23 protein-coding genes, 1 pseudogene and 1 riboswitch are annotated in these 26,445 nt (G+C 60.7%); of the genes and pseudogenes, 15 read left to right on the forward strand and 9 right to left on the reverse strand.

Translation table 11 applies throughout. The annotated features are described in order from the left end of the window. The first annotated feature begins 498 nt into the window (after nt 1–498). A complete protein-coding gene (locus AC0L2L_RS25310) occupies nt 499–783 on the forward strand; it encodes a hypothetical protein (RefSeq protein WP_473582149.1) in 285 nt (94 codons plus the stop codon). A 167-nt stretch (nt 784–950) separates the two neighbouring features. Here the strand turns inward: AC0L2L_RS25310 and queE are convergent, their stop codons facing one another. The 3 genes from queE to queC are packed head-to-tail and all read right to left on the reverse strand — an operon-like array spanning nt 951 to nt 2,739. Continuing rightward, entirely contained in the window at nt 951–1,688 is a 738-nt protein-coding gene (queE, locus tag AC0L2L_RS25315; protein ID WP_473582151.1) for a 7-carboxy-7-deazaguanine synthase QueE, read from the reverse strand. Beyond that, the gene (gene queD / locus AC0L2L_RS25320) at nt 1,685–2,041 is read right to left on the reverse strand and encodes a 6-carboxytetrahydropterin synthase QueD (RefSeq protein WP_473582153.1); all 357 of its coding nucleotides are present in this window, start codon (nt 2,039–2,041) and stop codon (nt 1,685–1,687) included. The genes queE and queD overlap by 4 nt, the downstream gene beginning before the upstream one ends. Continuing rightward, nucleotides 2,041–2,739 carry a 7-cyano-7-deazaguanine synthase QueC gene (gene queC / locus AC0L2L_RS25325; RefSeq protein ID WP_473582155.1) on the reverse strand — a complete coding sequence of 233 codons (699 nt, stop codon included), beginning with the start codon at nt 2,737–2,739 and terminating at the stop codon, nt 2,041–2,043. Before queC ends, queD begins: the two co-directional genes overlap by 1 nt. A 529-nt stretch (nt 2,740–3,268) precedes the next feature. On the opposite strand from queC, the pseudogene AC0L2L_RS25330 reads away from it, so the two are divergent. Beyond that, nucleotides 3,269–3,613, forward strand: a pseudogene (locus AC0L2L_RS25330) (hypothetical protein); the annotation flags it as partial. A gap of 414 nt (nt 3,614–4,027) precedes the next feature. Here the strand turns inward: AC0L2L_RS25330 and AC0L2L_RS25335 are convergent. The 5 genes from AC0L2L_RS25335 to panB all read right to left on the reverse strand — a co-directional run bounded on the left by AC0L2L_RS25335 (nt 4,028) and on the right by panB (nt 8,021). Continuing rightward, a complete protein-coding gene (locus tag AC0L2L_RS25335) occupies nt 4,028–4,276 on the reverse strand; it encodes an XRE family transcriptional regulator (RefSeq protein ID WP_473582157.1) in 249 nt (82 codons plus the stop codon). 455 nt (nt 4,277–4,731) lie between these two features. Further along, nucleotides 4,732–5,361, reverse strand: coding sequence for an acyl-homoserine-lactone synthase (locus AC0L2L_RS25340; protein WP_473582159.1), 630 nt, complete (start codon nt 5,359–5,361; stop codon nt 4,732–4,734). Between the two features lie 93 nt (nt 5,362–5,454). After that, a complete protein-coding gene (locus AC0L2L_RS25345; RefSeq protein ID WP_473582161.1) occupies nt 5,455–6,180 on the reverse strand; it encodes a LuxR family transcriptional regulator in 726 nt (241 codons plus the stop codon). Nucleotides 6,181–6,288: 108 nt separating this feature from the next. Then, nucleotides 6,289–7,188: a pantoate--beta-alanine ligase gene (panC, locus tag AC0L2L_RS25350; RefSeq protein ID WP_473582163.1), complete on the reverse strand. Its 900-nt coding sequence runs from the start codon at nt 7,186–7,188 to the stop codon at nt 6,289–6,291. After that, the gene (gene panB, locus AC0L2L_RS25355; RefSeq protein ID WP_473582165.1) at nt 7,185–8,021 is read right to left on the reverse strand and encodes a 3-methyl-2-oxobutanoate hydroxymethyltransferase; all 837 of its coding nucleotides are present in this window, start codon (nt 8,019–8,021) and stop codon (nt 7,185–7,187) included. Before panB ends, panC begins: the two co-directional genes overlap by 4 nt. A gap of 176 nt (nt 8,022–8,197) precedes the next feature. Here panB and AC0L2L_RS25360 point away from each other — a divergent pair, with 176 nt between their 5' ends. The 10 genes from AC0L2L_RS25360 (at nt 8,198) to AC0L2L_RS25405 (ending at nt 19,836) form a co-directional block, all read left to right on the forward strand. Then, the gene (locus AC0L2L_RS25360; RefSeq protein ID WP_473582167.1) at nt 8,198–9,166 is read left to right on the forward strand and encodes an NUDIX hydrolase; all 969 of its coding nucleotides are present in this window, start codon (nt 8,198–8,200) and stop codon (nt 9,164–9,166) included. Nucleotides 9,167–9,231: 65 nt separating this feature from the next. Next, nucleotides 9,232–10,206 (forward strand): quinolinate synthase NadA, encoded by a 975-nt coding sequence (gene nadA, locus AC0L2L_RS25365; RefSeq protein WP_473582169.1) that lies wholly within the window; start codon nt 9,232–9,234, stop codon nt 10,204–10,206. After that, nucleotides 10,203–11,744, forward strand: coding sequence for an L-aspartate oxidase (locus AC0L2L_RS25370; RefSeq protein WP_473582171.1), 1,542 nt, complete (start codon nt 10,203–10,205; stop codon nt 11,742–11,744). The genes nadA and AC0L2L_RS25370 overlap by 4 nt, the downstream gene beginning before the upstream one ends. A 1-nt stretch (nt 11,745) precedes the next feature. Next, nucleotides 11,746–12,624, forward strand: coding sequence for a carboxylating nicotinate-nucleotide diphosphorylase (gene nadC / locus AC0L2L_RS25375; protein WP_473582173.1), 879 nt, complete (start codon nt 11,746–11,748; stop codon nt 12,622–12,624). Between the two features lie 220 nt (nt 12,625–12,844). Continuing rightward, nucleotides 12,845–13,825: a biotin synthase BioB gene (gene bioB / locus AC0L2L_RS25380; RefSeq protein WP_473582176.1), complete on the forward strand. Its 981-nt coding sequence runs from the start codon at nt 12,845–12,847 to the stop codon at nt 13,823–13,825. Further along, nucleotides 13,822–14,961, forward strand: a complete 1,140-nt coding sequence (locus AC0L2L_RS25385; protein WP_473582178.1) for an 8-amino-7-oxononanoate synthase — start codon at nt 13,822–13,824, stop codon at nt 14,959–14,961. The genes bioB and AC0L2L_RS25385 overlap by 4 nt, the downstream gene beginning before the upstream one ends. Next, nucleotides 14,958–15,593 (forward strand): dethiobiotin synthase, encoded by a 636-nt coding sequence (bioD, locus tag AC0L2L_RS25390; RefSeq protein WP_473582180.1) that lies wholly within the window; start codon nt 14,958–14,960, stop codon nt 15,591–15,593. The genes AC0L2L_RS25385 and bioD overlap by 4 nt, the downstream gene beginning before the upstream one ends. Then, nucleotides 15,593–16,858, forward strand: coding sequence for an adenosylmethionine--8-amino-7-oxononanoate transaminase (locus AC0L2L_RS25395; protein WP_473582215.1), 1,266 nt, complete (start codon nt 15,593–15,595; stop codon nt 16,856–16,858). The genes bioD and AC0L2L_RS25395 overlap by 1 nt, the downstream gene beginning before the upstream one ends. Next, nucleotides 16,855–17,838 carry a beta-ketoacyl-ACP synthase III gene (locus tag AC0L2L_RS25400; RefSeq protein ID WP_473582182.1) on the forward strand — a complete coding sequence of 328 codons (984 nt, stop codon included), beginning with the start codon at nt 16,855–16,857 and terminating at the stop codon, nt 17,836–17,838. Before AC0L2L_RS25395 ends, AC0L2L_RS25400 begins: the two co-directional genes overlap by 4 nt. A gap of 351 nt (nt 17,839–18,189) precedes the next feature. Continuing rightward, entirely contained in the window at nt 18,190–19,836 is a 1,647-nt protein-coding gene (locus AC0L2L_RS25405; protein ID WP_473582183.1) for an MFS transporter, read from the forward strand. Between the two features lie 465 nt (nt 19,837–20,301). Here the strand turns inward: AC0L2L_RS25405 and AC0L2L_RS25410 are convergent, their stop codons facing one another. Then, entirely contained in the window at nt 20,302–20,691 is a 390-nt protein-coding gene (locus AC0L2L_RS25410) for an ATP-binding protein (RefSeq protein ID WP_473582184.1), read from the reverse strand. A gap of 538 nt (nt 20,692–21,229) precedes the next feature. Between AC0L2L_RS25410 and AC0L2L_RS25415 the strand changes: the two genes are divergently transcribed. From AC0L2L_RS25415 to AC0L2L_RS25425, 3 genes are all read left to right on the forward strand, one after another. Then, entirely contained in the window at nt 21,230–22,381 is a 1,152-nt protein-coding gene (locus AC0L2L_RS25415; protein WP_473582185.1) for a porin, read from the forward strand. A gap of 830 nt (nt 22,382–23,211) precedes the next feature. Continuing rightward, the gene (locus tag AC0L2L_RS25420; RefSeq protein ID WP_473582187.1) at nt 23,212–23,685 is read left to right on the forward strand and encodes an NAD(P)/FAD-dependent oxidoreductase; all 474 of its coding nucleotides are present in this window, start codon (nt 23,212–23,214) and stop codon (nt 23,683–23,685) included. A 547-nt stretch (nt 23,686–24,232) separates the two neighbouring features. After that, nucleotides 24,233–26,206, forward strand: coding sequence for an acyltransferase family protein (locus AC0L2L_RS25425; protein ID WP_473582188.1), 1,974 nt, complete (start codon nt 24,233–24,235; stop codon nt 26,204–26,206). Nucleotides 26,207–26,272: 66 nt separating this feature from the next. Then, nucleotides 26,273–26,389: riboswitch (TPP riboswitch) on the forward strand. Nucleotides 26,390–26,445 lie beyond the last annotated feature (56 nt).

Genomic DNA, 26,445 nt, shown 5'->3' on the forward strand with positions numbered 1-26,445 from the left:
CGCGAAAATCGTCCCTGATTGAGCTTGTGGAACTCGCCAATACCCAATTGATTATCGAGTTAGTCTGCGGTGTAGGCGTCGATAACGAAGAGCGCTGCTGCCGCCCGATTTTCGCCGCTACATGAGTCATCTCGAATGTGCAAAGCGGACCATCGCAACGGCTCGGCCGCATTCGAATGACTTTGCGATGAAGACCCCAGTCGGTCCATAAATCGTTCTGGAGAAGTCAGAGGATTCGAAGTAGTCGGCCTCCTACGACTCATTTTTCCAGAACAACTTCCATCGCACGTCTGAGCTCATGGAAAGATTTTCTCCTTTCGGGCTCTTTTTCGCAGTCGGCACACGATATTGGTGACGGGTGGTCAGTGTGTGTGGTGTGCTGTCGTCAATGCGAGATTTCGAAGGATTGATACAATCGTTTGTTCGGATGAGACGCATCCACGCCGTGGATAGAGATACCTTTCCAATGATCCAGCAAGCCCTCTCGGGCGCTGCGACATGCTCACACTGCTCTCCGGTTTCGACGAAGTGCGGGCGGATCGCGGAAGGCACAAAGGTCACCGATCCGCAGAGCGGGTCGTCGCCTGGGTCGGGTTTCCGAACACCGTCGGTCCGCTCGAACTCTTTCAGGCCTGCATGCCAGAATATCGTGATCGCCTAAGGAAAATGTTCAGCGCCACGAACTACTTTCGCCACGGCATCCGTATTGGGCTGGGGGGCGAATTGGGCGAAGCGCATCGGCAGGCGCTGCGGCGTGTCGGCGAGTTGGCTCGGTGCACCTAAGGCCGGACAAGTGGGCTTACCAGCTCCGGCGTTAACGCTGTGGGCTTGTTGGAGCCAATAGTCTCTATCCCTGACCGGATCGGGCGGCCGCTTCCTCGCTTCAAGGCTTCTCCCTGGCGGCGGCTCCGGTCGAAGGCTGCTGCCATCCTCGGGCACCGCCGGCGAGACTAGACGCCTCTCTTGTTTCCCCAGAGCATAACATGTAGCTGCGGCAACACGCGCGCTTCGAACCACCTGTCGCGTGTCACCTTTTCCACAAGCCACTCCATGCGTTTGATTATTCCGTCCAGGTCCACAGGTGCGTCTTCGTCATCGCCAGGGCGCGGTGGCGTGTGATTGCCGGGTTGCAGATAGACCGGAAGGTGCGGAAATCGCGCGGCGGCGTCTTTGGCGTAGGCGTAGTCACTCTCGTCAAAAACAACGAGCTTGAGCACGATTTGCGGCTGCTCCTGCGCCGCTTCTATGCACGCCTCGAATGCAGCCCAATCCGTCCTCATCTCGCTTGACGGCGGCTTTGGGCTGAGAACCAGCACGTCAAGATCCGCAAACCAGTCCCTGACCACCGAACCTTGGGTTTCCAGCGCAAAACGGTAGCCTTCACCATGGCCAAGCTTGATCAGCGCACCGAACGGCTGAATGGCCGGATTGCCGCCAGACAGCGACACCATCAGAGGGCGGCCACCGGAAAGCCCAACGACGCTTTGCCACACCGTGTCGATTGGCATCATCTCCCATTGGTGGCGGAATTGGTTGTCCACCGCATGGAGGCTGTCGCACCATGAACACCGATAGTCACACCCGCCGGTTCTGATGAAGACCGTAGGCAAACCAATGAGCACTCCCTCGCCCTGGACCGTGGGCCCAAATATCTCGCTCACACGGATTGCGGGACGCGTGTCCGTCACGGCCGGTATTCCGCCCAGGTTTTCGGGGTTTCGCTCACCCGCACGGCCGCGGTTTCCGGCAGGCGTGCCTTGCACCATTCATAGAAATGTCTGGCCAAGTATTCCGCCGTGACTTGCTCATGTCCCAGCACTTCGTTGAGGTGCCGGTGGTCGAGGCTCTCGTCGATATAGCGTTTGAGCGGCGCCAGATCGTGATAGTCGCGCACGAAGCCGTGCGCGTTCAGGTCCTTCGCCGATAGCTCCACTTCGACGATGTAGTTATGCCCGTGCAGGCGCGCACACTGATGATCGGGTGGCAAGAAGGTGAGCTGGTGCGAGGCCGAGAAGTGGAATTCCTTGGTGATACGGAACATCAGGCGCTCCTCCTCTGCAGCGCCTCGAGCCAGAAGTCGGCGTCTTCGTAGTCGGTTGGATCAGCGTGCCCCGCGAGATGAAACGCCTCGCGCCGCTCCACGCAGGTCCCGCACCGTCCGCAGTGACGCTCGCCGCCCTTGTAACACGACCAGGTCTCCGCAAATGGGGTTCCGTGTCTTGCTCCATCCCCGACGATGTCGCCCTTCGTGAGATTGACGTAAGGCGTATAAAGGCGAATCCCCGCATAGCCGTCGAGCGCGCGGTCTTGCATCACCTGGAAAGCTTCGATGAAGGCCGGACGGCAATCTGGATAGATGAAATGGTCGCCACCATGTACGGCCATCGCCACCGCCTCGGCCTTGTGCGCGGCGGCAAGACCGAAGGCGATTGCCAACATGATGGCATTCCGGTTCGGCACCACCGTAATCTTCATCGTGTCTTCGGCGTAGTGTCCGTCCGGTACGTCGACATTGTCGGTCAGCGCTGAACCGGAAAGGCCGCGGCCGATTTCGGGGATGTTGATGATCTGGTGCTTAGTGTTCAGTCGCTCCGCGCAGAGAGCGGCGAAGCCCAATTCCTTCCTGTGCCGTTGGCCGTAATCGAAAGACAGCAGGCCGGCGAGTTCGTGCTCCGCTGCCAGGCGGTGAGCAAGGGCAACGGAGTCCAATCCGCCGGAGCAGATGACGAGAGTCTTCATTGTGGTATCCTTGTTTTGACCGGGTAAGGCTGCGACCGGAGATTTCTCTGCGCTCCCCCTAGCCCAGCGAGCCAACTTTGTGAACCCGGTGGGAGTCTGATGCGCTGACGTACCGTGGTGCAGAAGGTGGTGCAGCAGGTCCCGACAGGCTGAGCCTCGTTCGTGGATGTCCAAGCCCAAGCATATGCTCAGAAGGACAGATGCGGAGCGACCTCGCGGCATGGCTCCTTCGAAATCTAGGTTTCGAGAGCGGACGCTTGCATAGGCCAGCCGCGAATCGGCAAGCAACGAGGAAGGAAAGGAGTTGGTCAACGGCGGTATTGCAAAGCCCAAGTTCATGGACAGCGCGCGCGCCCGCTTCAGGATTATTCGACCGCGACACGAATCCGTCAGTGGCCGAGCGGCCAAACCAGCTAAAGGATTGGTCGCGAGCCGACACCTGCGAACAAGCCGTGTGCGTTGTTGCAATCACCTCTGTGTTGCGCGCAATATCCTACATGGCGATGAACTGGATTTGGCAATTTTCCAGATGGCGGTCGAAAGCGTCCGCTCACTCTCCCTAAGCTTAACCAAAAAGCCGCAGAGATAGCCACGAGGAGCCAGGGGGTCTTCGACGTGCGGGTCGACGGCGACCCGGAGGTCCAGCGGATCGCAGCCCTCCGATATCGAGGCGACCAGACGGGTGTGGTCGCGTTTAGACAGACAAGGCTTCGTCACCCGCTCTTGGCCGGTCAATGCCACTTTCTCACATTTCATTTCGCCGTTGGAGAACTGGACCAGCATGCCCCTGCCAATGCAGGCCAAGATTGATGTCACCGTCGATGCCGGTCTCTTCCTAAGCGCCTTGCGACATGCGGGTCATACGCTTAGCAGTTGCATTGAATTGAATGCATCTGCGGGTTTTCCATCCGCCTGGCGTCCGAGCAGCTGGCATGTTCCGCCAGTGCGACTGCTTGGCGCTTTAGATTGGGCGCGAGCCGGAAAAGTGCAATCGGCGCTCATACGAACTCTGCACAGGGACACGCCTCAACGCGCGTGCCGCCGCTTTAGAACGGCGCGTTGATTATCGAGCCTGGAGGTCGAGCGCTGGTGCAACTCCTCGGGGCAAGGCCGGCGCGTCGGCGAAAGCGCAATTGCCGTCGCTGCCCCGTCGAGGGAAATATGCGTCATGCGCTTATCGGTGGTTCCGTTGTTTCATTAAATCCTGTCGCCAGCGAAACACCAATTCAGTTGATTCGCACGCGGCCTGCTCCCCGACAGACCCAACGGGCAACAAGTCTTCCCCTGATCAGGCCGCGTCCCGCATGTCCGCCTCAAGAATTCCCACGGGTAGGGACAGCGATTTCGCGATCCGATCTCGATAACCCTTGTTGTATCTCAGGCCGGACTCAATGTTCAGGATTTCCTCAGCCGCTAACCCGCAGGCGACCGCCAGATCCTCGACGGAATATCCAAGGTGCTCACGGTAAGCACGGACGATGTGGGTTCCCTCCAACATAGCCGTCAAGACTGGCTCGGGAATGCGCGAATCGTTCATATACCACCTCGAAGGAGAGCAAAGGTCGCCTGACAGCTCGGAAGAGTTCCTCCCGAGTTGGCGCTCTTAGCAAGTCGAATAAATGGACATCAATTCGACCGGTTCGGTCTTGTCCATGGGCAACCTGACTGGCGGCCGGACGGGTATATGGCGGTTCAACTGCTTCTGATCAAGTCCGAACAACTTGCCTGCCGAAGATGGCCCTGATCGGCTGTACCGTACCAGTTGCTGCGCGATCCCGGCGGCTGCTCATAGTCTTGAGCAGGAATTCGATGCTTGCCGAGCGCTGAAACCATGGCCGTCGTGACAGCTCCCCGGCATGTCGCAGCCACCACTCACCGGTCGATGAATTAACCGAAAAGTCGTAACCTTCGCAACGACCCCAGTCCGGTCAGCAGTCGACAGTTCGTGGAGCCGCGGGCAGGAGCATGGGTCAAGCCGAGCATCGTTAGGCGCTATGCCGACAGGCCGAGAACCGGTTGCCATAACACCGGTCCGTTGAGACGTCCCTTCCAGCGGATGCGCAACAGGCTGGCGTGGGAAATCTCGAGAAATCCGGCGACGGCCTCCGTGTTACCGACCGGCTTCGGCTGTCCGATGCGCGACAACGGCCACGTCGCGAGACGCAGGATCCGTTCCATGCGCGTATCGGTGACTGTCACAATCCGAGTGAGATTGTTCGCCAAGCCAAATTCGATCATGCCGGCGAAGAGCTCGTAGGTTGCTTGCGCAAGTCCACCAGCCTTAGGCGCTGATGGAGGGAGATCGAGTGCAAAACGACTGCTCTCCCAGATGCCGGCACTCGCGGGCGCCGCACTCTCATCCAGCAGCATCGGAAACCTGTCGCGCAACATTGTCGGTCCGGTAGTCGGGAGAAGACGGACGCAACCGCAAATTCGCCAGTCGGATCCCTTGAGAAGCAGATAGACGGGGTTCAGGCGGTCAAACGCGTCTGTTTCCATCTCGCTTTCGGTCTCAACTTCCCAATCTAGCCTTTCCTTGAAGACCCGATGCCTGAGCCCGTGCATTTCTTTGAGCTCGTTTGGAAACTCGCCGTAGAGTTCAGGTGTTATCAGCTGCATCATTCGTAGCCTCCGTGCAGGATGTGTTCCCGCATCGAAGAGCAAAGCCGGCATTGATGCAGCCTGTAGACCTTTACAGCTATCCGAAAAAAGGAGTCAGGATCTCCACTGACGGGAAGCAGTCAGCCGCGCCACGCCCTGGTTGATGGTTCGCACGCCAAGCTTTGCCTTGGCGTTTTCCAGATGGAACGTCACGGTGCGTTTGGAGACACCGAGGATCTGGCTGATATCCCAGGCCGACTTACCGCGCGCCGCCCATTTCAGCGATTCAAACTCCCGCGGAGTGAGCGTTATGCCATCGACCACGCGATCTTCGGCTAGCCTGCGCCGGGCATGCATATGAAAGCTGATTGCGACCAGCTGCAAGGCCTTTTCGTAGCGTGTAAGCGACCTCAAAAGAGGCGGACGGGACTGGTCGGAGGCCAACGTCAGCGCAGCAAACCGGCCGCGATGGTCATGCAGGGACATGGTCAGTCCGCCGCGAATGCCAAAGTGAGCTGCTTTTTCCAGAATTTCCTGCTGCGAGGCCGGCAGACACTGGTGAGGTCGATCCACGCCCCAGTCAAAAGTATCCCAGCCTTGCAGCCCGCGAAGGATCACCGGATCATGGCTGTGGTAGCGCAGTCGGAGATAGTGTGATGTCCAGGATGAAGGATAATTTGAAATCAATCGCGGCGTCTGGCCGGAGGCGGACGGATAACTGAAATAGGCGAAGAGCGGAAAATCGAATCCGGCTGCGGCGGACGCCATTGCCTCATGGAGATCGACAGCATCGACGCTTTCTGAGAGTTGCTCGACGAAGTTTTCAAACACGCGATACATCTGCCCTTTGCGCAACCTCCTCAAATGTTGCTCGATGGCGGGCGCAGACCCCGGCCTAAACAACCCCGCACCGACGCGACGGGGACGACTTCGCCATCCTCGCCGGCATTACTTTGCTGTTTCCGGTTGAAGCGAACTCCGCGAACCTGCCAACTCACCAACCGGGGATGTTGCGACGTTGTCGATGAGCCGTGTGTCCCCGAGCCAAGCCGCGACAAGCAGCCGTGCCGGTCGGTCAAGCCTTGCTAACGGCTGCAGGTCCGTTTCGCCACGCAGTTCCAGGTACTCGACCTCGCGATAGCCTGCCGCCAGAATTGCTGCACGCGCTTCATCAAGCATGGGCAGGACAGGAGAGCCGCGCGCCAGCCGCTCAGCCGTGTCGAGCAAGACCGAAGCCAGCTTTGGGGCGATGGCGCGTTGTGCTGGCGAGAGCCGGACGTTGCGCGACGATAGCGCAAGACCATCGGGTTCGCGGACCGTTGGACATGCGACCACGGCGATCGGAATGCCGAGGTCCCGAACCATGCGCCTGACAAGCTGAAGCTGCTGGAAGTCCTTTTCGCCAAAACAGGCCAAGTCAGCGCCGGTCTGCAGGAAGAGCTTGGCCACCACCGTCGCCACGCCGTCGAAATGGCCGGGCCGGAAGGCGCCGCACAGGCCCTCGCTAAGGGTGGACACCGTAACGGTCGTGGCAAAGCCAGCTGGGTACATCTCGTGTGCATCCGGCACATAGAGCAGATGTGCGCCTGTCGGCACGAGTTTGGCAGCATCTTCGTCTTCCGTCCGGGGATAGGCGGCAAGGTCGGCGGCACTGTTGAACTGCTTAGGATTGACGAACAGCGTCACGACTACCCGCTCAGCCTTCTGAAGCGCGGCACGCACGAGGCTCAGATGGCCTTCGTGCAACGCCCCCATGGTCGGCACAACGGCGACACGGGCGCCTGAGCGACGCCATCCCGCAACAACAGCGCGGAGCTCGGCAACGGTTCGAACGATCGGCACGCTCAAGTAACGTCTCCGGCCTTGGTCTCGTTGGCGTAGAGATGTTCGGCCGCCGGAAAGCGCCGTTCCCTGACGTCGGCGGCATAAGCCGCAATCGCCGCATCGGCCTGGTCGCCTAGTTCGGCGTAGCGCTTGACGAATTTCGGCCGGAAAGAAGTAAAGAGGCCGAGCATGTCGTCGCTCACCAGAATCTGCCCGTCGCAGGCTGGCGAGGCGCCGATGCCGATGGTGGGGATGGCGATCTCTGCGCTAATGCGACGTGCGAGCGGCTCGGGGACTTTCTCCAGCACCACTGAGAAAGCGCCGGCCTCCGCGACCGCAGCAGCGTCGCGCCTGATCCGCTCGGCATCGTCTCCCCGCCCCTGGACGCGGTAGCCGCCGAACATGTTGACTGCCTGCGGCGTCAAGCCGACATGGGCCATTACAGGAACGCCGCGGGCGGCGAGAAAGCCTATCGTATCGGCCATGGTCTGGCCGCCCTCGAGCTTCACCGCCGCACATCCGGTCTCTGCGATAAGGCGGGCCGCGTTGCGGAAGGCCTGCTGCGGCCCCTCTTCGTAGGAACCAAACGGCAGGTCGACGACCATCAGCGCGTGTTGCAGGCCACGGCGCACGGCTTGGCCGTGCATGATCATCATCTCGAGGCTGACCCCCAGCGTCGAGGACAGCCCGTGCATTATCATGCCGACGCTGTCCCCGACGAGAACAATATCGCAGTGTCGATCGGCCATCCTGGCGACCGGGGTTGTATAGGCAGTGAGGCAGACGAGTGGGGCCTGGCCTTTCCGCAAGCGGATATCCGGTGGCGTGATTGCCTTCGCATCACCCGTTGCGCTCAATCCAGGCCTCCCTTCCGTTGCGTTACCAACCGCCCGTGTCGCGTTTGGCATATTTTTGTGCAAGTGCGAAGAGATAAAAAATGCCGTCCAGCTGTGCGGTGTTGACGTACAGGCAGCCACGCTTACACTAAATCGATTAAAGCTCGCCGAGCTGGGGGCCGACCACGTTCGCGAATATGAAAGACCACCGAAAACGAACCGGGAAAGATAGAGCCGACGAGAAGGCCGACGAAGCCAAAGTGGACCTGATCGCGGTGGTCGTCGCCGTAAACGACGGTGAGCCCTGTCTCCTCACAGTCGGTCAGGCGGACACCTTGCCCTCCGGACCATTTGCTCTCGAGCACCGATCGCCGCAATCCGGTTTGCGGGGGTGGGTCGAACAGCAAACCGGCCATCCGCTCGGGTACATCGAGCAACTCTACACCTTCGCCGATCGGGACCGTGTCGGCCCCGAGCGCCAGCAGCGCGTCATCTCGATCAGCTATCTCGCACTCACCCGGAAGGAATGGGCAACGGCCTCATCCACATGCGGCTGGCAAAGCTGGTACGAGTATTTTCCATGGGAGGACCACCGCTCCGGCACGCCGCCGGTCGGACTCGATATTCTGCGGGCGCGCCTGATTGAATGGGCAGACGGCGCCGGCGATCCGGACAGGCAACGCGAACGCCGGCAGAGGGTGGCGATCGCCTTCGGCTTTGACGACCACCATTGGAACGAGGAGCTCACGCTCCAACGCTATGAGTTGCTCTATGAAGCAGGATTGGTCGAAGAGGCCAGCGTTGGGGAGGCTGCGCCTCCGCCTGCGACCGTCTCTGGCAAGGCGATGGTCGCTGACCATCGCCGCATCCTGGCGACAGGCATTACGCGGCTGCGCTCCAAGATCAAATACCGGCCAGTCGTGTTCGAGCTCATGAGACCGACATTCACGCTGCTCCAGCTGCAGCGAACCGTGGAAGCATTGGCTGGCAGACTGATCAACAAGCCGAACTTCCGCAGGCTTGTCGAGCAGCAAGACCTGGTCGAGGAGACTGGCGACACGTCAGTCGATACGGGTGGGCGGCCCGCGAAGCTCTATCGCTTCCGCCGTGCCGTGCTCGATGAAAGGGTTTTCGCCGGGACAAAATTGCCAATGTCTCGGGGTTGACATACCTTATAGTCAAGGTAGAAATATTCCCCTTATTGTCAGATCGAATATAATCGGAGGCGCTGATGACTGGGGCGTTACCTACGGCCGCGTCCCTGTATGAGCGTGTCCGGCGGGTGATCCCGCCAGTCGAATGGTCGGCTTTTGCCGACGACATTGAGGCGATCCTCGCGCTGAAGCGCAAGCGCAATGCAGTCATCCTGGCGCACAATTACCAGACGCCCGAGATCTTTCACTGCGTGGCTGACATCGTCGGCGACAGCTTAGCACTGGCCCGCAAGGCTGTGACGGTCGATACTGAAGTCATCGTGCTGGCCGGCGTCCATTTCATGGCCGAGACCGCCAAGCTCCTCAACCCGGGCAAGACCGTGCTCATACCCGATCTCGATGCCGGCTGCTCGCTGGCAGAGGCCATCACCGCCCAAGACGTGCGGTTGATGCGCCAACGTTATCCGGGCGTGCCGATCGTCGCCTACGTGAACACTTCCGCCGCCGTCAAAGCGGAGTCCGACATCTGCTGCACTTCGGGCAACGCTAAGATGGTGGTTGAATCGCTCGGCGTGGGGCGTGCGATCATGCTGCCGGACGAGTATCTGGCGCAAAATGTCGCCGCCGAGACACAGGTCGAGATCATCGCTTGGAAGGGTCATTGCGAGGTGCATGAGCGCTTCACCCCTGCCGACATCCGGGAATTGCGCGATGCACATCCAGGGGTCATCGTGCTCGCCCATCCCGAATGTCCGCCAGAAGTTGTCCTAGAGGCGGATTTCTCAGGCTCGACCGCCGCCATGTCGGACTATGTCGGACGAGAAACGCCGGCACGCGTGGTCCTGATGACGGAATGTTCGATGAGCGACAATATCGCGGTCGCGCACCCCGACGTCGAGTTCGTGCGCCCTTGCAATCTTTGCCCGCATATGAAGCGTATTACGCTCGCCAACATTCGCTCCGCGCTGGAGGAGAACCGGCACGAGGTCCGGATCGAGCCCGGGATCGCCGGCCGCGCGCGCCTGGCGGTCGAGCGCATGCTTTCGATATGAGCGGCGACATTCACGACATCGGCGGGGCGCCGATCATCATCGGCGCAGGCGTCGCAGGCCTGATGACGGCGCTTCACCTGGCGCCGGAGCCGGTCGTGCTTCTGTCCAACGCGCCACTGGGGACCGGGGGCTGCAGTGCGCTCGCCCAAGGCGGTCTTGCGGCAAGTCTTGGCGGCGAGGACAGCCCGGACTTTCATCTTTGCGACACACTTGGAGCCGGTGATGGGCTTTGTGACGAGGCGACGGTGCGGCGAGTTGTCCGAGCTGCGCCCAACGCGATTAAGGCCCTCGAAAACTTCGGCCTTGCCTTCGACCGCTACTCTGACGGGCAGTTGCGGCTCGGGCTTGAGGCGGCGCACTCGCATCCGCGCATCGTTCATGTCGACGGCGACGCCACGGGTCGCGAGCTGGTCCGCGCGCTCATCGCCGCGGTGCGGTGCACAGCCTCGATCACCGTCCTGGAAGACACGGAGGCTCGCCGGCTCGTCGTGGAAGACGGGGGAATCATCGCCGTGCTCGCAGTTTCGTGCACCGGCACGATCGTCTTGCCCACACGCCGGGCGGTGCTGGCGACCGGTGGCATCGGCGGCCTGTTTTGCGATACCACGAATCCGCCTGGCTCATGCGGGCACGGGCTGGCGCTCGCCGCCTGGGCCGGGGCGGAGTTCGCCGACTTGGAATTCGTGCAGTTCCACCCGACCGCGCTCGACGGTCCGCGCCGGCCGATGCCGCTGGTGAGCGAGGCGGTTCGCGGCGAAGGCGCGGTGCTCATTGACGAAGCGGGAGAACGCTTCCTGGCTGAAACGCCGGGCGGCGAGCTTGCACCTCGCGACGTGGTCGCACGTGCGGTGTGGCAACAGATCACGGGCGGGCACCGCGTGTTCCTGGACGCCCGGCAATGCCTCGGCCCGAGATTTGACAATCGCTTTCCGGCCATAGCCCATTTGTGCCGCGAGGCAGGCATCGATCCATCCGTCGACCCTATCCCAGTGCGCCCGGCAGCCCATTACCACATGGGCGGCGTTGCCGTTGACGCGGCCGGTCGCAGCTCCGTCGAGGGATTGTGGGCATGCGGCGAGGTCGCATGTACCGGCCTGCACGGCGCTAACCGCCTCGCCAGCAATTCGCTCACCGAAGCGGTGGTCACCGCGAGCTGGGTTGCTGAAAGCGTTGCCGGCACATCTCACGTTAAACGGCGGCGCGCATGTTCCACGTTCGTGCCTGCCCGGCCAGATCCTTCCTGCATCCGCCCGGTCGTCTCCACCGCGCTGGGTATCATTCGGGACGGCGACGCGCTGCGCGAGGCGGTAGCGAACTTGCTGCCGATCGCAGCTGGCAACGAGGCAGCATCCGATCCGGCCTTGGTCGCGCTTATGATCGCCATGGCAGCGCTAGGGCGCCAGGAGAGCCGTGGTTCGCACTTCCGGGCTGACTTCCCCGGGCGCGATGCAGAGACCTGCGCCGCCCGGCTGACACTGAGTGGCGCAATGCAGGGCGCGCTAGCAGTTGGGTGGCAGGCACGGACACGGAGCACCTGATATGAGACCAATCGCACCCCTTCCCTCGACCGTGATTGAACCGATCGTGCGCGGTGCCCTCCTGGAAGACCTGGGCAGATGCGGCGACCTGACCAGCGACGCGGTGATCCCGCATGATTGCACGGCCACTTTGATGCTCAAGTCGCGTCAGACGGGAATCGTCGCCGGCCTCGATCTGGTTGCGTTCGCCCTGCTGCTCGTCGAGCCTGCGATCCAAATGCAAATCTGGCGGCCGGACGGCAGCGATGTCGCAGCCGGCGAGATCATTGCCAAGTTGTGCGGACCGGCGCGTGGCCTGCTCACGGCCGAACGCACGGCGCTTAACTTTCTTTGCCGCCTGAGCGGCATTGCCACTGCCACAGCCGCGATGGTCGAGGCTGTGCGTGGCCACAAGGCAAAGATCGTGTGCACAAGAAAGACGACACCCGGTTTGCGCGCCCTTGAGAAATACGCCGTGCGTGTCGGCGGCGGCGCCAATCACCGTTTCGGGCTCGACGACGCCGTGCTGATCAAGGACAACCACATCGCCATCGCCGGCGACATTCGCACGGCAATAGAGCGAGCGCGCGCCGCCGCGGGCCATATGGTGAAGATCGAGGTCGAGGTCGACACGCTGGAGCAGCTCGATATAGCGCTCGCGCTGGGAATCGACGCAGTGCTGCTCGACAATATGTCGGTCGAAGATCTTGCGCGCGCCGTGGCGATAGTCGATGGCCGCGTCATCACCGAGGCTTCCGGTCGGGTGACACTGATCACCGCCCCGGCAATCGCGGCGACCGGAGTAGATCTCATCTCCGTCGGTTGGCTGACACACAGCGCGCCGATTCTCGACATCGGCCTGGATATGCCGGCCCGCGGGCACAGCTGCAGCCTGAACTGATGGAAACGAATAATGAAGAGCCAGCAGCCCCGGAGCAGCAGGCGAGACAAGGTGCTGCAAGAGCCTGCACCCCGAGCGGCCTGCCCTCGACGCGCTGCGGGCGCATTGCGCTGATCGATGGCTCCTCTCGGAACAGGCTCGCCGGGCGACAGACTGGGGCATGGGTTCGTGGAACCAGAAACAAAGAATGTTTGACGATGACGATTGGAACGAAGTGGGGATGAACAAAGCCCTGGAACCGATTGACGGAGTGCTGGCGCGATGGAACCGCAAAGAGGCCGAGGCTATCTACGGCATGCCGTTCAACGATCTGCTCTTTCTGGCCCAGACCATCCATCGGCAGAACTTCGATCGAAACCGGGTGCAGCTCAGCCGGCTGCTGAGCATCAAGACCGGCGGCTGTCCGGAGGATTGCGGCTATTGCAGCCAGTCTGCGCATCACGGAACTGGCCTGAAAGCGTCGAAGCTGATGGAGGTCGAGCGTGTCATCGCCGAGGCGGCCAAGGCGCGTGAGGCTGGCGCCACGCGCTATTGCATGGGCGCTGCCTGGCGAAACCCCAAGGCGCGCGACATGGACGCGGTCGTGGCGATGGTCGAGGGAGTGAAGGCGCTCGGCATGGAAACCTGCATGACTCTCGGCATGCTCGATCTTGAGCAGGCCACCCGTCTAAAGCAGGCAGGCCTCGACTACTACAACCACAACATCGACACCTCCGAGCGCCATTACGGTGAGGTCGTCTCGACCAGGACCTTCGCCGACCGGCTGGAAACGCTGGAGCACGTGCGCAAGGCCGGCATGAAGGTCTGCTGTGGAGGCATTGTCGGGATGGGAGAGGAAAAGGCCGACCGCATCGACATGCTGATCACGCTCGCAAATCTGCCTGAGCCGCCCGAAAGCGTGCCGATCAATATGCTGATCCCGATCGATGGCACGCCGCTCGGCCAGTCCAGACCCATCGATCCGATCGAGTTCGTCCGTACCATTGCGCTCGCCCGCATCTTGATGCCGAAATCCTATGTAAGGCTCTCGGCCGGTCGCACCGCCATGACCGACGAGACGCAGGCGCTGTGCTTTTTTGCCGGCGCCAACTCGATCTTCGTCGGGGACACGCTGTTGACGGCGGACAATCCCGGCGAGGACAAGGACAGGCTTCTATTTCAGCGTCTCGGCATCGAGCCGATGGAATGTGAGGCCAAATGAACGAGCCGCCGCTTGCCCGCTTTGAGGCGACCTTGCAGGGGTTGGCGCGCAAGGATCGGCTGCGGACGCTTTCGCCGCGCACCGGGCTCGATTTCTCCTCGAACGACTATCTCGGACTTGCCGCCTCAAAGAGACTTGGCGAAGCAGTCGCAGGGGCGATCGGACGAGGTACTCCGGTCGGCGCCACCGGATCGCGGCTATTGCGCGGCAATGCACCGGAACACGAGGCACTGGAGGCGGACGCGGCGGCATTCTTCGGGACCGAACGCGCGTTGTTCTTCGGCAGTGGCTACATCGCCAACCTCGCACTGCTGAGCACACTGCCGCAGAAGGGCGATCTGTTGATCCTCGACGAGCTCGCCCATGCCAGCATGCATGAAGGGGCGCGGACGGGGCGAGCCCAGTTCGTTATGGCCGGGCACAACGACGTCAACGCTGTCGAGGATGCGATCAAGCGCTGGCGCGCACATGGCGGCACAGGGCGCGTGTGGATCGCGGTCGAAAGCCTCTACAGCATGGATGGCGAATTCGCACCGTTGGAGAGCTTCGTCGCACTTGCCGATCGGCATGAGGCCTTCATTGTCGTCGACGAGGCGCATGCTACCGGCGTCTGGGGATCGTATGGCCACGGCCTTGCCGCCGCATTCGAGGGCCGCGGCAATATCATAGCCCTCCATACATGCGGCAAGGCGCTCGGAGCATCCGGCGCTCTGGTTACCGGGCCTGGAGTGCTGTGCGATTATCTCGTCAACCGTTGCCGGCCATTCATCTATGCCACCGCACCATCGCCGCTGATGGCTGTCGCGGCGCGCGAAGCGCTGGTGATCGTGTCCGAGGAGCCGACGCGCCGCGTTCAGTTGCGCGAGCGCATTTCCTTCGCGGGCTGGCAATTGGCCGAGCGCTGCGGCGTGATGCCCAGCGGCTCGCAGATCCAGCCCGTTGTCATCGGCGCCGTCGCACGCACGATGGCGCTGGCGGCAGCCTTGCAGGGGCGCGGCTTTGACATCCGCGGCATTCGTCCACCGACCGTGCCCGAGGGAACATCGCGCCTGCGCATTTCGCTGACGCTCAACGTCGACGAAGCCGACATTTCGGCCATGGTCGAGGCGCTCGCCGAAGCGTTGGCCTCGGTATGACCATGCGCCTCGTCGTCACCGGAACAGATACCGGAATAGGCAAGACCGTTTTTGCGGCCGGGCTCACCGGCCTGCTCGACGGTTTCTACTGGAAGCCGGTGCAATCGGGTCTCGACGGCGAAACCGACAGCGAGGTCATTGCCCGGCTTTCCGGCTTGCCCGCGGGGCGCGTCCTGCCGGAGGCCTATCGCCTGAAAAGCCCGCTCTCGCCGCATCGCTCGGCCGAGATCGACGGTGTCGCCATCGAAGCGGCGGATCTTGCTTTTCCGGTCTTACCGACACCGCTCGTAATCGAAGGCGCCGGCGGGCTGATGGTGCCGCTTAATCGACAGACAAAGTTCATCGATATTTTCCAGGAATGGCAACTGCCGGTCATCCTCTGCGCCCGCACCGGGCTCGGCGCCATCAATCACACCCTGCTATCGATTGAGGCCCTGCGGGCGCGATCCATTCCGCTCATAGGCATCGCCTTCATCGGCGAAGAGGTAGCCGACACGCAAAGGACAATTGTGGAGTTAGGCGGCGTGCCGCAGCTCGGCAGGCTACCGCACCTCGATCCGCTGACCGATGGAACGCTGAGGAACGCAATGGTCGCTGGCTTCGACCTTGCCCTGATCACCGGAGGCGAATGATGCCGCGGTCCCATGTCTGGCATCCATTCACCCAGCACGCGCTCGAGCCGGCGATCCCTGAAATCGTGCTGACCGAAGGCGCCTATCTTCACATGGCCGACGGCACGCGCATCCTCGACGCCATTTCCTCCTGGTGGGTGGTCACCCATGGCCACCGCCATCCCTGCATCATGAAGGCCATCGAGACAACCGCATCGAGCCTCGACCAGATCATCTTCGCCGGCTTCACCCACGAGCCAGCCGAACGGCTGGCCGAAGCGCTTGTCGCCCTCGCTCCCGCCGGCCTCGACCGGGTGTTTTATTCCGACAGTGGCTCGACCGCCGTCGAAGTCGCGTTGAAGATGGCGCTCGGTTATTTCCGCAACGTCGGCGCGCCTCGCTCGCGCATCGTCGTCATGGAGCACAGCTATCATGGCGACACGATAGGCACGATGAGCGTCGGCGCCCGCAGTGTATTCAACGCCGCCTACGAGCCTTTGCTGTTCGAGGTCGACACCATCCCCTTCCCAGCCACCGGGCGCGAGCAGGAAACCCTGGATCGGTTCGAGGCTGTGAGCCGCGACCGGCGCGCGGCTGCGCTGATCGTCGAGCCGCTGGTGCTTGGCGCCGGCGGCATGCTGATGTATCCGGCCTGGGTTCTGGCCGAGTTGAAGAAGATCGCTGAGGCCTCCGGCACGCTGCTGATCGCCGACGAAGTGATGACTGGCTGGGGACGAACCGGAACCATGTTCGCCTGCGAGCAGGCGTCCGTCTCGCCGGACATACTGTGCACCTCGAAGGGCTTGACGGGCGGCGTCATCCCACTGGCCGCCACGCTCGCCACCGAAGCCATCTTCCAGGCTCACTACTCCGAGGACCGGAAGAAGACCTTCTTTCACTCGAGCTCCTACACCGCCAATCCGATCGCTTGCGCGGCCGCACTTGCCAATGTCGAGATCTGGCGTGACGAGCCGGTGGCCGAGCGGATCGCGGCCTTGAGCGCAAAGCAGTCCGCTGGGCTGCAACGGTTCCGGGACAATCCATGTTTCACCAACTGCCGAGCCACCGGCATGATCGTTGCTCTCGACCTGCGCACCGGCTCTGCCGGCTATCTGGCCGAGATCGGGCCAAAACTGCGTGCTTTCTTCCTCGACCGCGGCATGCTCGTGCGCCCGCTCGGCAGGGTCGTCTATCTAATGCCCCCCTATTGCATCACCGGCAACGAGCTGGACAGGCTCTATGACGCCATCGAGGAGGCCGGGGAATGTTTCGGGGCGAGGCCATGAGCCGATCGTCGCGCCTCCTCGGGTTCGGTCACCATGCGCCCGCGCGCAAGGTGGAGAATTCGGAAATCGAAGACCGTCTCGGGCTTGAACCCGGCTGGATCGAGCGCCGCACCGGGATACGGTCGCGGTTCTGGGCAGCGGACGAAGACACGCTGTCGGGCCTTGCCGCCTCTGCCGGCGCGATGGCGTTGGCGAATGCCGGCCTCTACCGCAGCGACATCGGCCTGCTGTTGCTCGCGACCTCGACGCCCGATCATCTCCTTCCACCAAGCGCGCCGCTGGTCGCACATCGGCTCGGGCTCGGCCAGGCGGGCGCGGTCGACCTGACCGGCGCCTGCGCCGGCTTCATCTATGCGCTGATGTTCGCGGACGGCTTCACCCGCCTGCACGGAAAAGCGACCCTTGTCATTGCCGCCAACATCCTCAGCCGCCGCATCAATCCGGCAGAGCGCTCCAGCGCCGTGCTGTTTGCCGACGCAGCCGGCGCCGTGGTGATCGGTCCGTGCGAGGATGCCGATCGGGGCATTCTCGGGGCCGCAGTGGCTTCGGACGGCGCGCGCTACGGGCTGATCCAGATTCCTGCTGGAGGAAGCAACACACCATTCCATGGCGATCTCGACCTCGAGCAGACCCGGATGACCATCAGCGACGGCCGTGAAGTGTTCGCCAAGGCCGTGGAGATGATGACTGGCTGCTCGAGAGGTGCACTCACTGCTGCCCGAATGCGGTCGCAAGACATCGATTGGTTCGTGCCGCATCAAGCCAATGCCCGCATTTTCGATGTGGTCGGGAAAAATCTCGGAATAGCGGACCAGGCAATCGTGAAGACGATCGCCGAGTACGGCAACTCTTCCGCCGCGACGATCCCGCTCTCGCTGTCGCTCGCCCACCGCACGCAGCCGTTTCGGGCACGCGAAAAGATTCTCCTTGCGGCGGCGGGTGCCGGCCTCACCGGAGGCGCCATCATCCTCGGAATTTAGCGGTACGACGGCCATGAACAGGATTGGTCACGAATGACATTAGCAACACAGGCCCAATGCAAAAAAATACTCGCCGGCAAGTTACATGGGCGCCGGCTCGGTGAACGAGAGCGATCACCCTGCAGACGATTTTTTGTCGAGCAGGAACGATCGGCGAGGCTACCTTGCTGGGTGAAGAGTGGTTGGCGCCGGTCCAGGAAAACGGAGGTATCCGAGCTCATGCGCGCCCTCCTCATTGCGATGAGGTCATCCTAACCGATATGTCGGCCCTTCTAATCCATTGATCAACATCGTAACGGCAGTAGTGGCAGCCGTGAATTGAATAAGCGGCCCTCGAAGGCATCAATCGTCATGCAATCCGAGAAAAATACTCATCTGCCTGTCTCAACAACGCTCGCTCCGTTTCGAAACCAGGTGTTTCGCTCGATCTGGACGGCCACACAAATATCCAGCCTCGGGTGGCTCGTGCAAACGGTTGCCATCAGTTGGCTGATGGCCACGATTTCCGCTTCGGATCTGATGGTTGCACTCGTCCAGGCCGCATCAACCTTGCCGGTGTTCTTCCTCTCTATCTTGGCCGGCGCCATCGCTGACAACTTCAGCCGCCGATGGGTGATGTTTGCTGGGCACTGCCTGATAGCATTGGCGTCAACGACGCTGATGATTTCCGTGGGTCTGGGATTTGCCGGTCCCTGGTTGATTCTCGGATTAGGTTTCCTGGCCGGCTGCGGCTTTGCCTTGAATGATCCGGCCTGGCACGCTTCTGTTGGCGATATCCTTCACAAGCGCGACATCCCGGCTGCGGTGACGCTTTTGTCTGTCGGATATAACATTGTGCGCAGCGTTGGTCCGGCTTTGGGGGGCGTGGTCTTGGCATTTTTTGGACCGCTGGCCGCTTTCGCTTTGGCAGCGCTGAGCGATCTGGCGCCGCTAACTGCAATATGGCGCACCAGATGGAACGTTCGCACGTCGCCTCTCCCTCGTGAGCGAATGACGATGGCAATTCATGACGGAGTGCGCTTCACCGTCTTGTCCTTGGAAATCAGGGCGGCGGTTGCCCGTGCAGCCCTTTTCGGGTTGGCAAGCATCTCCATCCTTGCGCTGCTCCCGCTAGTCGTCCGGGATCAGCTGAAGAGCGGCCCAATCATCTACGGCATCTTGCTGGCCGGGTTCGGCATGGGTGCTTTCGTCGCCGGCATGAGCAATAGCTTTCTGAGGCGGATCACGTCTCAAAACAGGCTGGTGTCGTTCGCCTCTGTTGCTTGTGCAGCATGTTGTCTTTCCCTTGCACTCACATCGTCAGTCGCTGTGGCGGCCATTTCGCTGGCACTTGGTGGCGCGGGCTGGCTTATCACCTGGACGGGAATTGATGTGTCGGTGCAGCTGGCAAGCCCAAGGTGGGTCGTCGGCCGCACACTGTCGATCTATTACGCCTTAAGCGCAGGCGGCATGGCGGCCGGCAGCTGGATCTGGGGTACTGTCGCACAGAACTACTCCTTGGCTTCAGCTTTGGAGGGCGCCGCGGGCGCTCTGTTGCTCGTTGCAGCTGCGGGAATGTTGTTGCCGGTCCGCCCATGGGAAGAAACGGATCAGGAGAGTTCGGATTTCCACCCGCCGGAGCTGGCACTCGATTTGAAGCCCAGGAGTGGTCCCATAGTGGTCAAGGTCGAGTATCTTATATCCGAAGAGAATATCGAGGCCTTTTTGGGCTACATGCGTGCAAGGCGCCATGTTCAGAGCCGTGCCGGTGCGCGAAACTGGACACTCCAGCGCAACCTTCAAACGCCTTCGATTTGGACAGAGACATTCCGCACCCCAACCTGGATGGACTTTCTTCGCCTGAATCATCGGCTCACGGCGGCGGATAAGGAAGTCGGCCAGCGTCTCCTGGCACTGCATGAGGGAGAGCGTCCTCCGCACACAGTGCTTTCGATTGAACGAACGACTGAGGCAGCTCGAACCCGAGACTCAACAATCGTTTCTCGTCCTCCGAGGTGACGTGATCACGAAGGCGATCGCATCGTGCATTGGGATCTGCCGCGTCGGTCGACTTTGAGCAGCGAAGGCTGCATCGCCACTAGGCGAGGCTATGCGTCCGGCGCTCTCTCGCGAATACCCGTGCCGCTGCGGGCCTAAAGGGAGGGGGCGGGAACGGTCCGTTCTGGGCCAGCTTCGAGGTAGCGCTCGACGACAAGAAGGAGGGCATGGGTCTTCACGCGTACGCCGCCTGCGAACAAGCCGATCAGCATCACCTTCGACGTGTGCTTCAGCCAGCGCTTTGCAGAAGACCTGCAGGAGAATCTGACCTGTCAATCGGGGGCGAACTTTGGCCCCTAATTGGAGTGCGAATAATACTGACCCGCCTTGCATAAGCGAGACGAGGAGCGCTCGCCGGGCGGAGCTGGTCGGGGTTGCGCAGCCCGGCGAGCGCGGATTGTTTGGTCGGTGGTCCGCAGAGATCCGTCAGGCGCGGTTCTTGAAGCGCCACGATTCGTCTTCCGGTCTCGATGTCTCGCAGTGATGGGTGAGCCGGTCGAGCAGCGCCGTCGTCATCTTTGCGTCGCTGGCAAAGACACTCGGCCATTTCGCCGAATGCCAGGTTGGTGGTGACGATGACGGAGGTGCGTTCGTAGAGAAGTGGAAGAGAAGCTGCCCGCCGGCCTGGGCGAAGGGGAGATAGCCGAGTTCGTCGAGGACGACGAAGTCGAGACGGGTGAGGTAGTCAGCGATGCGTCCCTGCTTGCCGTTTCGGTGCTCCGTCTCGAGCCGGTTGACGAGATCGACGACGTTGAAGAAGCGGCAGCGGGGCTCCCGCCTGACACACCGAGCGGCGGCGCTGAATGGTGGCTTCACAGCGAACAAATGCTGACGGTATCGAACGAAAGTGTCACATATCGAACAAACGAAGCGTGTCCGAAACGTCTGCTTTTCGTGCTCTGCCTGACCCCAAAAAGCAACAAGAAGAGAGCGCGACGAAAGTTGCGCCGGGCATTTAAATGTCAGCGCGAGCTACCTCTCAGTATGGCACGTCGCTTGCTGCTCTGCATCGAACGCCGACGGCCAACCCACAAATAGCAGAGATGAATAACGGCGATTGGTTCAGAAGTGCTGAATCCTGACTGAATGAGTTTGGCTGAACAGCTGTGTGGAAGCGCAGCGGGGCAAGGCGATATGCGTTCTGCCCTTCTTTGAGCCCTTACACAGGTCGAATCTCACCTTCTTCGGACAGCGATGGCCAATCACAATTGTTTATTCCGTAAGTCCTCCGGCCGTTGAAGCAGTTCATCTTTGTACAATATAAAAGTTAGCAACGATCACTTCGGCAGTCTTAACGTTACGCGCGAATTCATCTTAACGATTCCACCTTTTAATCTTTGAATGGATATCCCGAATGAACGTAGGCAGCCTTCTTCGCTCAGTTGCGGCCCTGATCTCCGTTTCCGTCGCTCACGCGGCGGACGAAGTCTCTGCGCCGGACCCGACCGAATACGTCAAGATCTGCGATGTCTATGGTTCGGGCTACTTCCATATCCCCGGCACCGAAGCCTGCCTGCGCATCGGCGGCTACATCCGTTATGACGTCGGCCTCGGCGATGTCCGATCGTATGACGGGGCAAGAACCGCCGATGCGAGAACAGGCGAGGCTCAGGGCACCTGGCGAAACAACACGCGTTTCACGTTCAAAACTTGGACGCGCCAGGAGACCGAACTCGGCGCGCTGAAGACCTATACTGAAAACCGCGTGAATTTCGGCAACCGCAACGCTTATCCGGGCCCGGACAATCCTCAGAACTATGGCTCCAACAGCGGCGTCAAGTTGACTTCCGCCTGGATCCAGCTTGGTGGCCTTCGAGTTGGTAAGGACGCGTCGGCCTTCGACACGTTTACAGGCTACGCCGGGAATGTCCTCAATAACATACTCATTCCGTACGGCGACTTCGATACTAACGTGACCCAGTATTACTTCGATGCCGATAATGGTTTATCGGCTCTGGTTTCACTTGAACAAGGGGCGGGTGTAGTCGGTACTATCGACAGCCATGTTCCGCACGTCGTGTTCGGCGTAAAACAAACGCAGGGCTGGGGCGCGATCACCGGCGTAATCGCTCGTGATAGCAACTACGATGCTTTGGCCGGTAAGTTCCGTGTCGATGTCAATGTCACAGTTGACCTGTCGCTGTTCGGAATGGTCGGCTATGGCTCCACTCTCAACGATGACCCAACCAATGCAATCGCCGCTCACGGTCGCGGCTTCTACAAAACTTGGAGCGGCAACTGGGGTTTCTGGGCCGGCTCCACTTACACACTCGACGAGAAAACCTCATTCAACCTTCAGGTCTCGGGCAGTCAATTCAAGAACTATGGTGTGGCCGCAAACGTCGTCTACACGCTCGTTCCAGGTTTCACGGCGACGGCCGAAATCGACTACGACCACTACGACAATTTCGGCATCGGCATGGTCGACCCTTCGAACGTGAATTGGACGAAGGCTGACAAAAAAGACAGCGTCGGCGGCATCCTCAGTTTCCAACGCTCATTCTAATGGAATGAAAATCTCTCGGTGGTCGATTGCGCGACCAGTCCCGATCATCAAACAAGGTGCCGAGCGCGATCTGTCACCGTTTTGCTCACGCTTGTTCGGTCATGACTGAGATGGCGAACCGTACGATTATAGTGGTCGGCGCAGGGGTTGTTGGCCTCTGTGTGTCGCCTACAATGCCACAAAACGCGGAGCTAACGTCACGATCGTGGATCGCGATCCGGCAGGCGATAAAGCGTCTTGTGGCAATGCTGGATGTATCGCTGTTACAGAGTCCTTTCAGCGTCTGTGCCCGGTTTATGGAAAAGAGTGCCTATGTGGATACTTGATCCCCTTGGCCCATTGTCATTGAGGATCACTCATATCCCGCGCCTGCTCCCATGGCTGTGGAACTTCGCGCAGGCTGGATCGCGGGCAGAGGTGGACCGGATTTCGCGAGCCTAGCCGCGCTGAACCATCGGGTCTACGCCGATCTTGTTCCTCTGTTTGCAGATATTGGATTGAGCGGACCTTCATCGCAAGGGCGCTCTCACGGTTTACGAAAGCGAGAAAGGCTGGCATGCCGCCAGTTCCGGGTGGGAAGCAAAGCAAAGGCTTGTGTCGACGTTCGTCACCTATCGGGAGACCAGGCCAGGGAATTGGAGCCGGCGCTAGGCCCACTGGTCAAGAGCGCGATTTTGACACCTCAGTGGTCGCACGTTTCCGACCCAAAGCGGGTGGTCGACAGTCTGCGCTCCTGGCACGGCCAATGGTGCGAGAGTTCTTGCGGGCCAAGTCTCTCATGTCGCCTCAAGTCCCGAGGGCGGCACGGTTACCCTGGCTGACAGCTCTGTTTGAATGCATCCAAAATTGTCGTTGCCGCCGGCGCTTGGTCGGCAGAACTTTCTCGCCAGCTTGGCGACAATGCCCTGCTCGAAAGCGAGCGCGGTTACAACACAACAATGGCTGCACCCCAGATCGCGCTCAACCGGACGCTGATCTTTGCAGTGCACAACTTCGTGGCAGCGCCTCCTTCTATCGGTTTACGTATCGGCGATGCGGCCGAGTTCGGCGGATTGCAAGCCAGCCCGAATTTTGCTCGCTCGAAAGGCTTGGTTGAGCTTGCAAAGGCTTATCTCCCGGTCCTGGATGGCCATGGCGGCATGGTGTGGAGCGGTCAGCGGCCCGCGACCCCGGATACCCTTGCCGGTCATCAGCCGCTCCGCGACCTACGCTCACATTCCGTATGCGTTCGGGTACGGTCACCTCGGCCTCACACAAGGTCCAACCACCGGCAAACTGGTTGGCGATCTGCTGTCCGGGCGTGACCCGCCAATCCGACTCGAACCCTATACAATTGAGCGCTTCAGTGCCGCCGGGCGGCACAACTAGTCGGAAAGCTGATCGTTCCCATCAATAGGAACGTAATCATGAGCGATTCCAACCCACTTCACAGACGACAAGCTGCAGGGGCCCTTGGCGGCCGCGGCCGGGAGCGCAGCACAGCTCTGCCAGGAGCCCGGCGCTGTCACAGTGGCGAGCTTTTGAGCCAGGCGATCCGGAATGTCGCGATGCATTTCGCGTAAGTCGGCTTGATGACGATTGGCAGTGTTGATCATCAATGGGTTTAGTGTGGCCACCAGCCACACAGCGGTGGTCGGTGACAAGATGCGTTTGCCCTCCAGCGAAACCACTGCCTGTCAGTTTGATCGAGCGTGATTCCGCGTTGCGCGATTTGCATGGGCCCGGTTCTTAACCGCATTTGATGGTCCGCATTCATATCGTAGATGCGCTCATCGAAACAATCGATTTTACGGAGAATAACGAACATGAAAAAAGCGTTTCTCGGGACGTTTTGAGGACGACATCAGCGACATGAAGTACAGAGCGGACATCACCGGTCTACGGGCCGTCGCCGTTGTTACTGTTGTCCTGTATCATGCTGGCTTTTCAGCGGTCAGCGGCGGGTTCGTCGGGGTCGACATCTTCTTTGTGATCTCCGGCTTCCTGATAACGTCCGACATCATCGAGCGGACCGAGAGAGGCGAATTCTCGCTGCTGGACTTCTATCACCGCCGCGCTCGACGGATTTTCCCGGCCCTCTTCGCGATGCTCGCCGCCTGTTTTGCGATGGCGTGGTTTGTGTTGCCGCCGGGAGAGTTCATTGGGTTCGGCAACAGCGCCATCGCCGCCGCGATTTCGTCCAGCAACTTCTTTTTTTACCGCAGCACCAACTATTTTACTGAAGCCGCGAACTCGCTCCCGCTGCTGCACACATGGTCGCTGGCCGTCGAGGAGCAGTTTTACTTGCTGTGGCCTTTGGCAGTCATACTCATGATGCGATGGCTGAGACCTTGGGCGTCAATCATTGTCGCAACGCTATTCGTCATGTCCATCTACGCCGCTCAGCACTGGCTCCAGAGCGACCCGCCCTTTGTATTCTACATGCTTCCGACGCGCGCTTGGGAACTGCTTGCGGGCGGGCTGATCGCGCTGCCTGTGGCTAAGGCAATGAAGCCAAACCAAACGATTGCGGAACTCCTCGCTGCCTCGGGTCTGGCGCTCATCACGGCTTCACTTTTGCTGATCGATCAGGATACGCCATTTGCTGGCCTCCACGCGCTTGCTCCCTGCATTGGAGCGGCGCTCATCATCGCCGCCGGCTTTCACCGCGAAACAATCGTCTCAAAAGCGCTGTCGATCGGCCCTGCCGGCTTCATCGGCCTGACTTCCTATTCGCTCTACCTCTGGCACTGGCCGTTGCTGGTCTTTGCTGGCATCTATCAAAATCGCGAATTGCTCGTCTCCGAACGTGTCGCTATCGTAATGGCCGCGCTGCTCGTCTCAGCGCTCTCATGGCGCTTTGTCGAGCGCCCGTTCCGCCGGAGAGCTACAGGTTGGACGTGGCTGGTACCGACCGCCGGCGCAACGGCTGCGGTGTGCTGTCTGTCTCTGGCCATCATCAACAGCTCCGGCTTCCCCAGTCGGGGCCCTGACGGCGGCCCGTCTGTTCAAGCACTGAGAGCGGAAAGGGCCAAGTTCGAAGTATCTTCCTGCCTCGAGCGTGGCCGGCTCATCCCCAAAACGGGCGAATGCCTCCTCGGCTCCGGCAATATCGCTCCGACGATCGTTTTGTGGGGCGATTCTCAGGCTGCCCATCTTGCCCCTTCTTTAAGCGAGGCCGCCCGGACCACAGGCGTGCGCGTCAGACAGATTACAAAAGCGGGGTGCGCTCCTTTCCCCAACATGACGATGCTTCCCGCCAGTCCATTGACAGCGGATTGCCCGGCCTTCAATTCGTCCGCGCTCCAATCGGTGCTTGCCGATCGCAACGTCACACTCGTGATCCTGGCAGGCCGCTGGAACACCTACTCGGGGCGTGGAGGCAGCTTCCTTTCGAAGGATGGAAGCTGGCCTTCGCAGGAGGCTTCCAAAGCGAACTTCACGTCCGCCATTAAAGAGACCGCGGCCGCACTGGCGACCCGTGGCATCAAGACCGCTGTGGTTGGGCCAGCCCCAGAACCGCCCACCGATGTGCTGACTTGCCTTATCCGTGCGGACTTCATGAATGGCGATGCGCCGTGCTCCACCATGCCGGCCGAGAGATCTTGGCAGAACAATCAAATCGTCACGGATCTGCTGCCACGAACCGTACAATTCGTCCCCATAGTCCCAGCTTTGTGTGGGCAGGATAAGTGCCCGCTGAAATCAGGTGAAGACGTCTTCTACCTTGACGCGATCCACCTTTCGCGGGCGAGCCGGCATATCCTCGCCCCCATTTTCGCTAAGGTCATCTCTTCGCCAGCCAAGGATATGAATCAACCAAGCCAAAACAGCGAAGAGCGTTAACCCGAGTTCGAGCCCTGCGATTCCTTCACTTCGCTTGACAAGATAGGGCCCACCTGTCCAACCTAAGGCATTCACCAGGGGAGTCCCGGCAAGGGGCTGAGATACTGCTGGCTATCGCGGCGCAGTGACCCGTTGAACCTGATCCAGTTCATACTGGCGTAGGGACGGTGCAAGCGCTTTGCGGGAGTTCACGCCCGAGGTCCTGTTTCGGCAGGTCAACAGAAGCGTCTTTTCATCCT

The sequence above is a fragment of the Mesorhizobium sp. WSM4832 genome, from assembly GCF_055811115.1.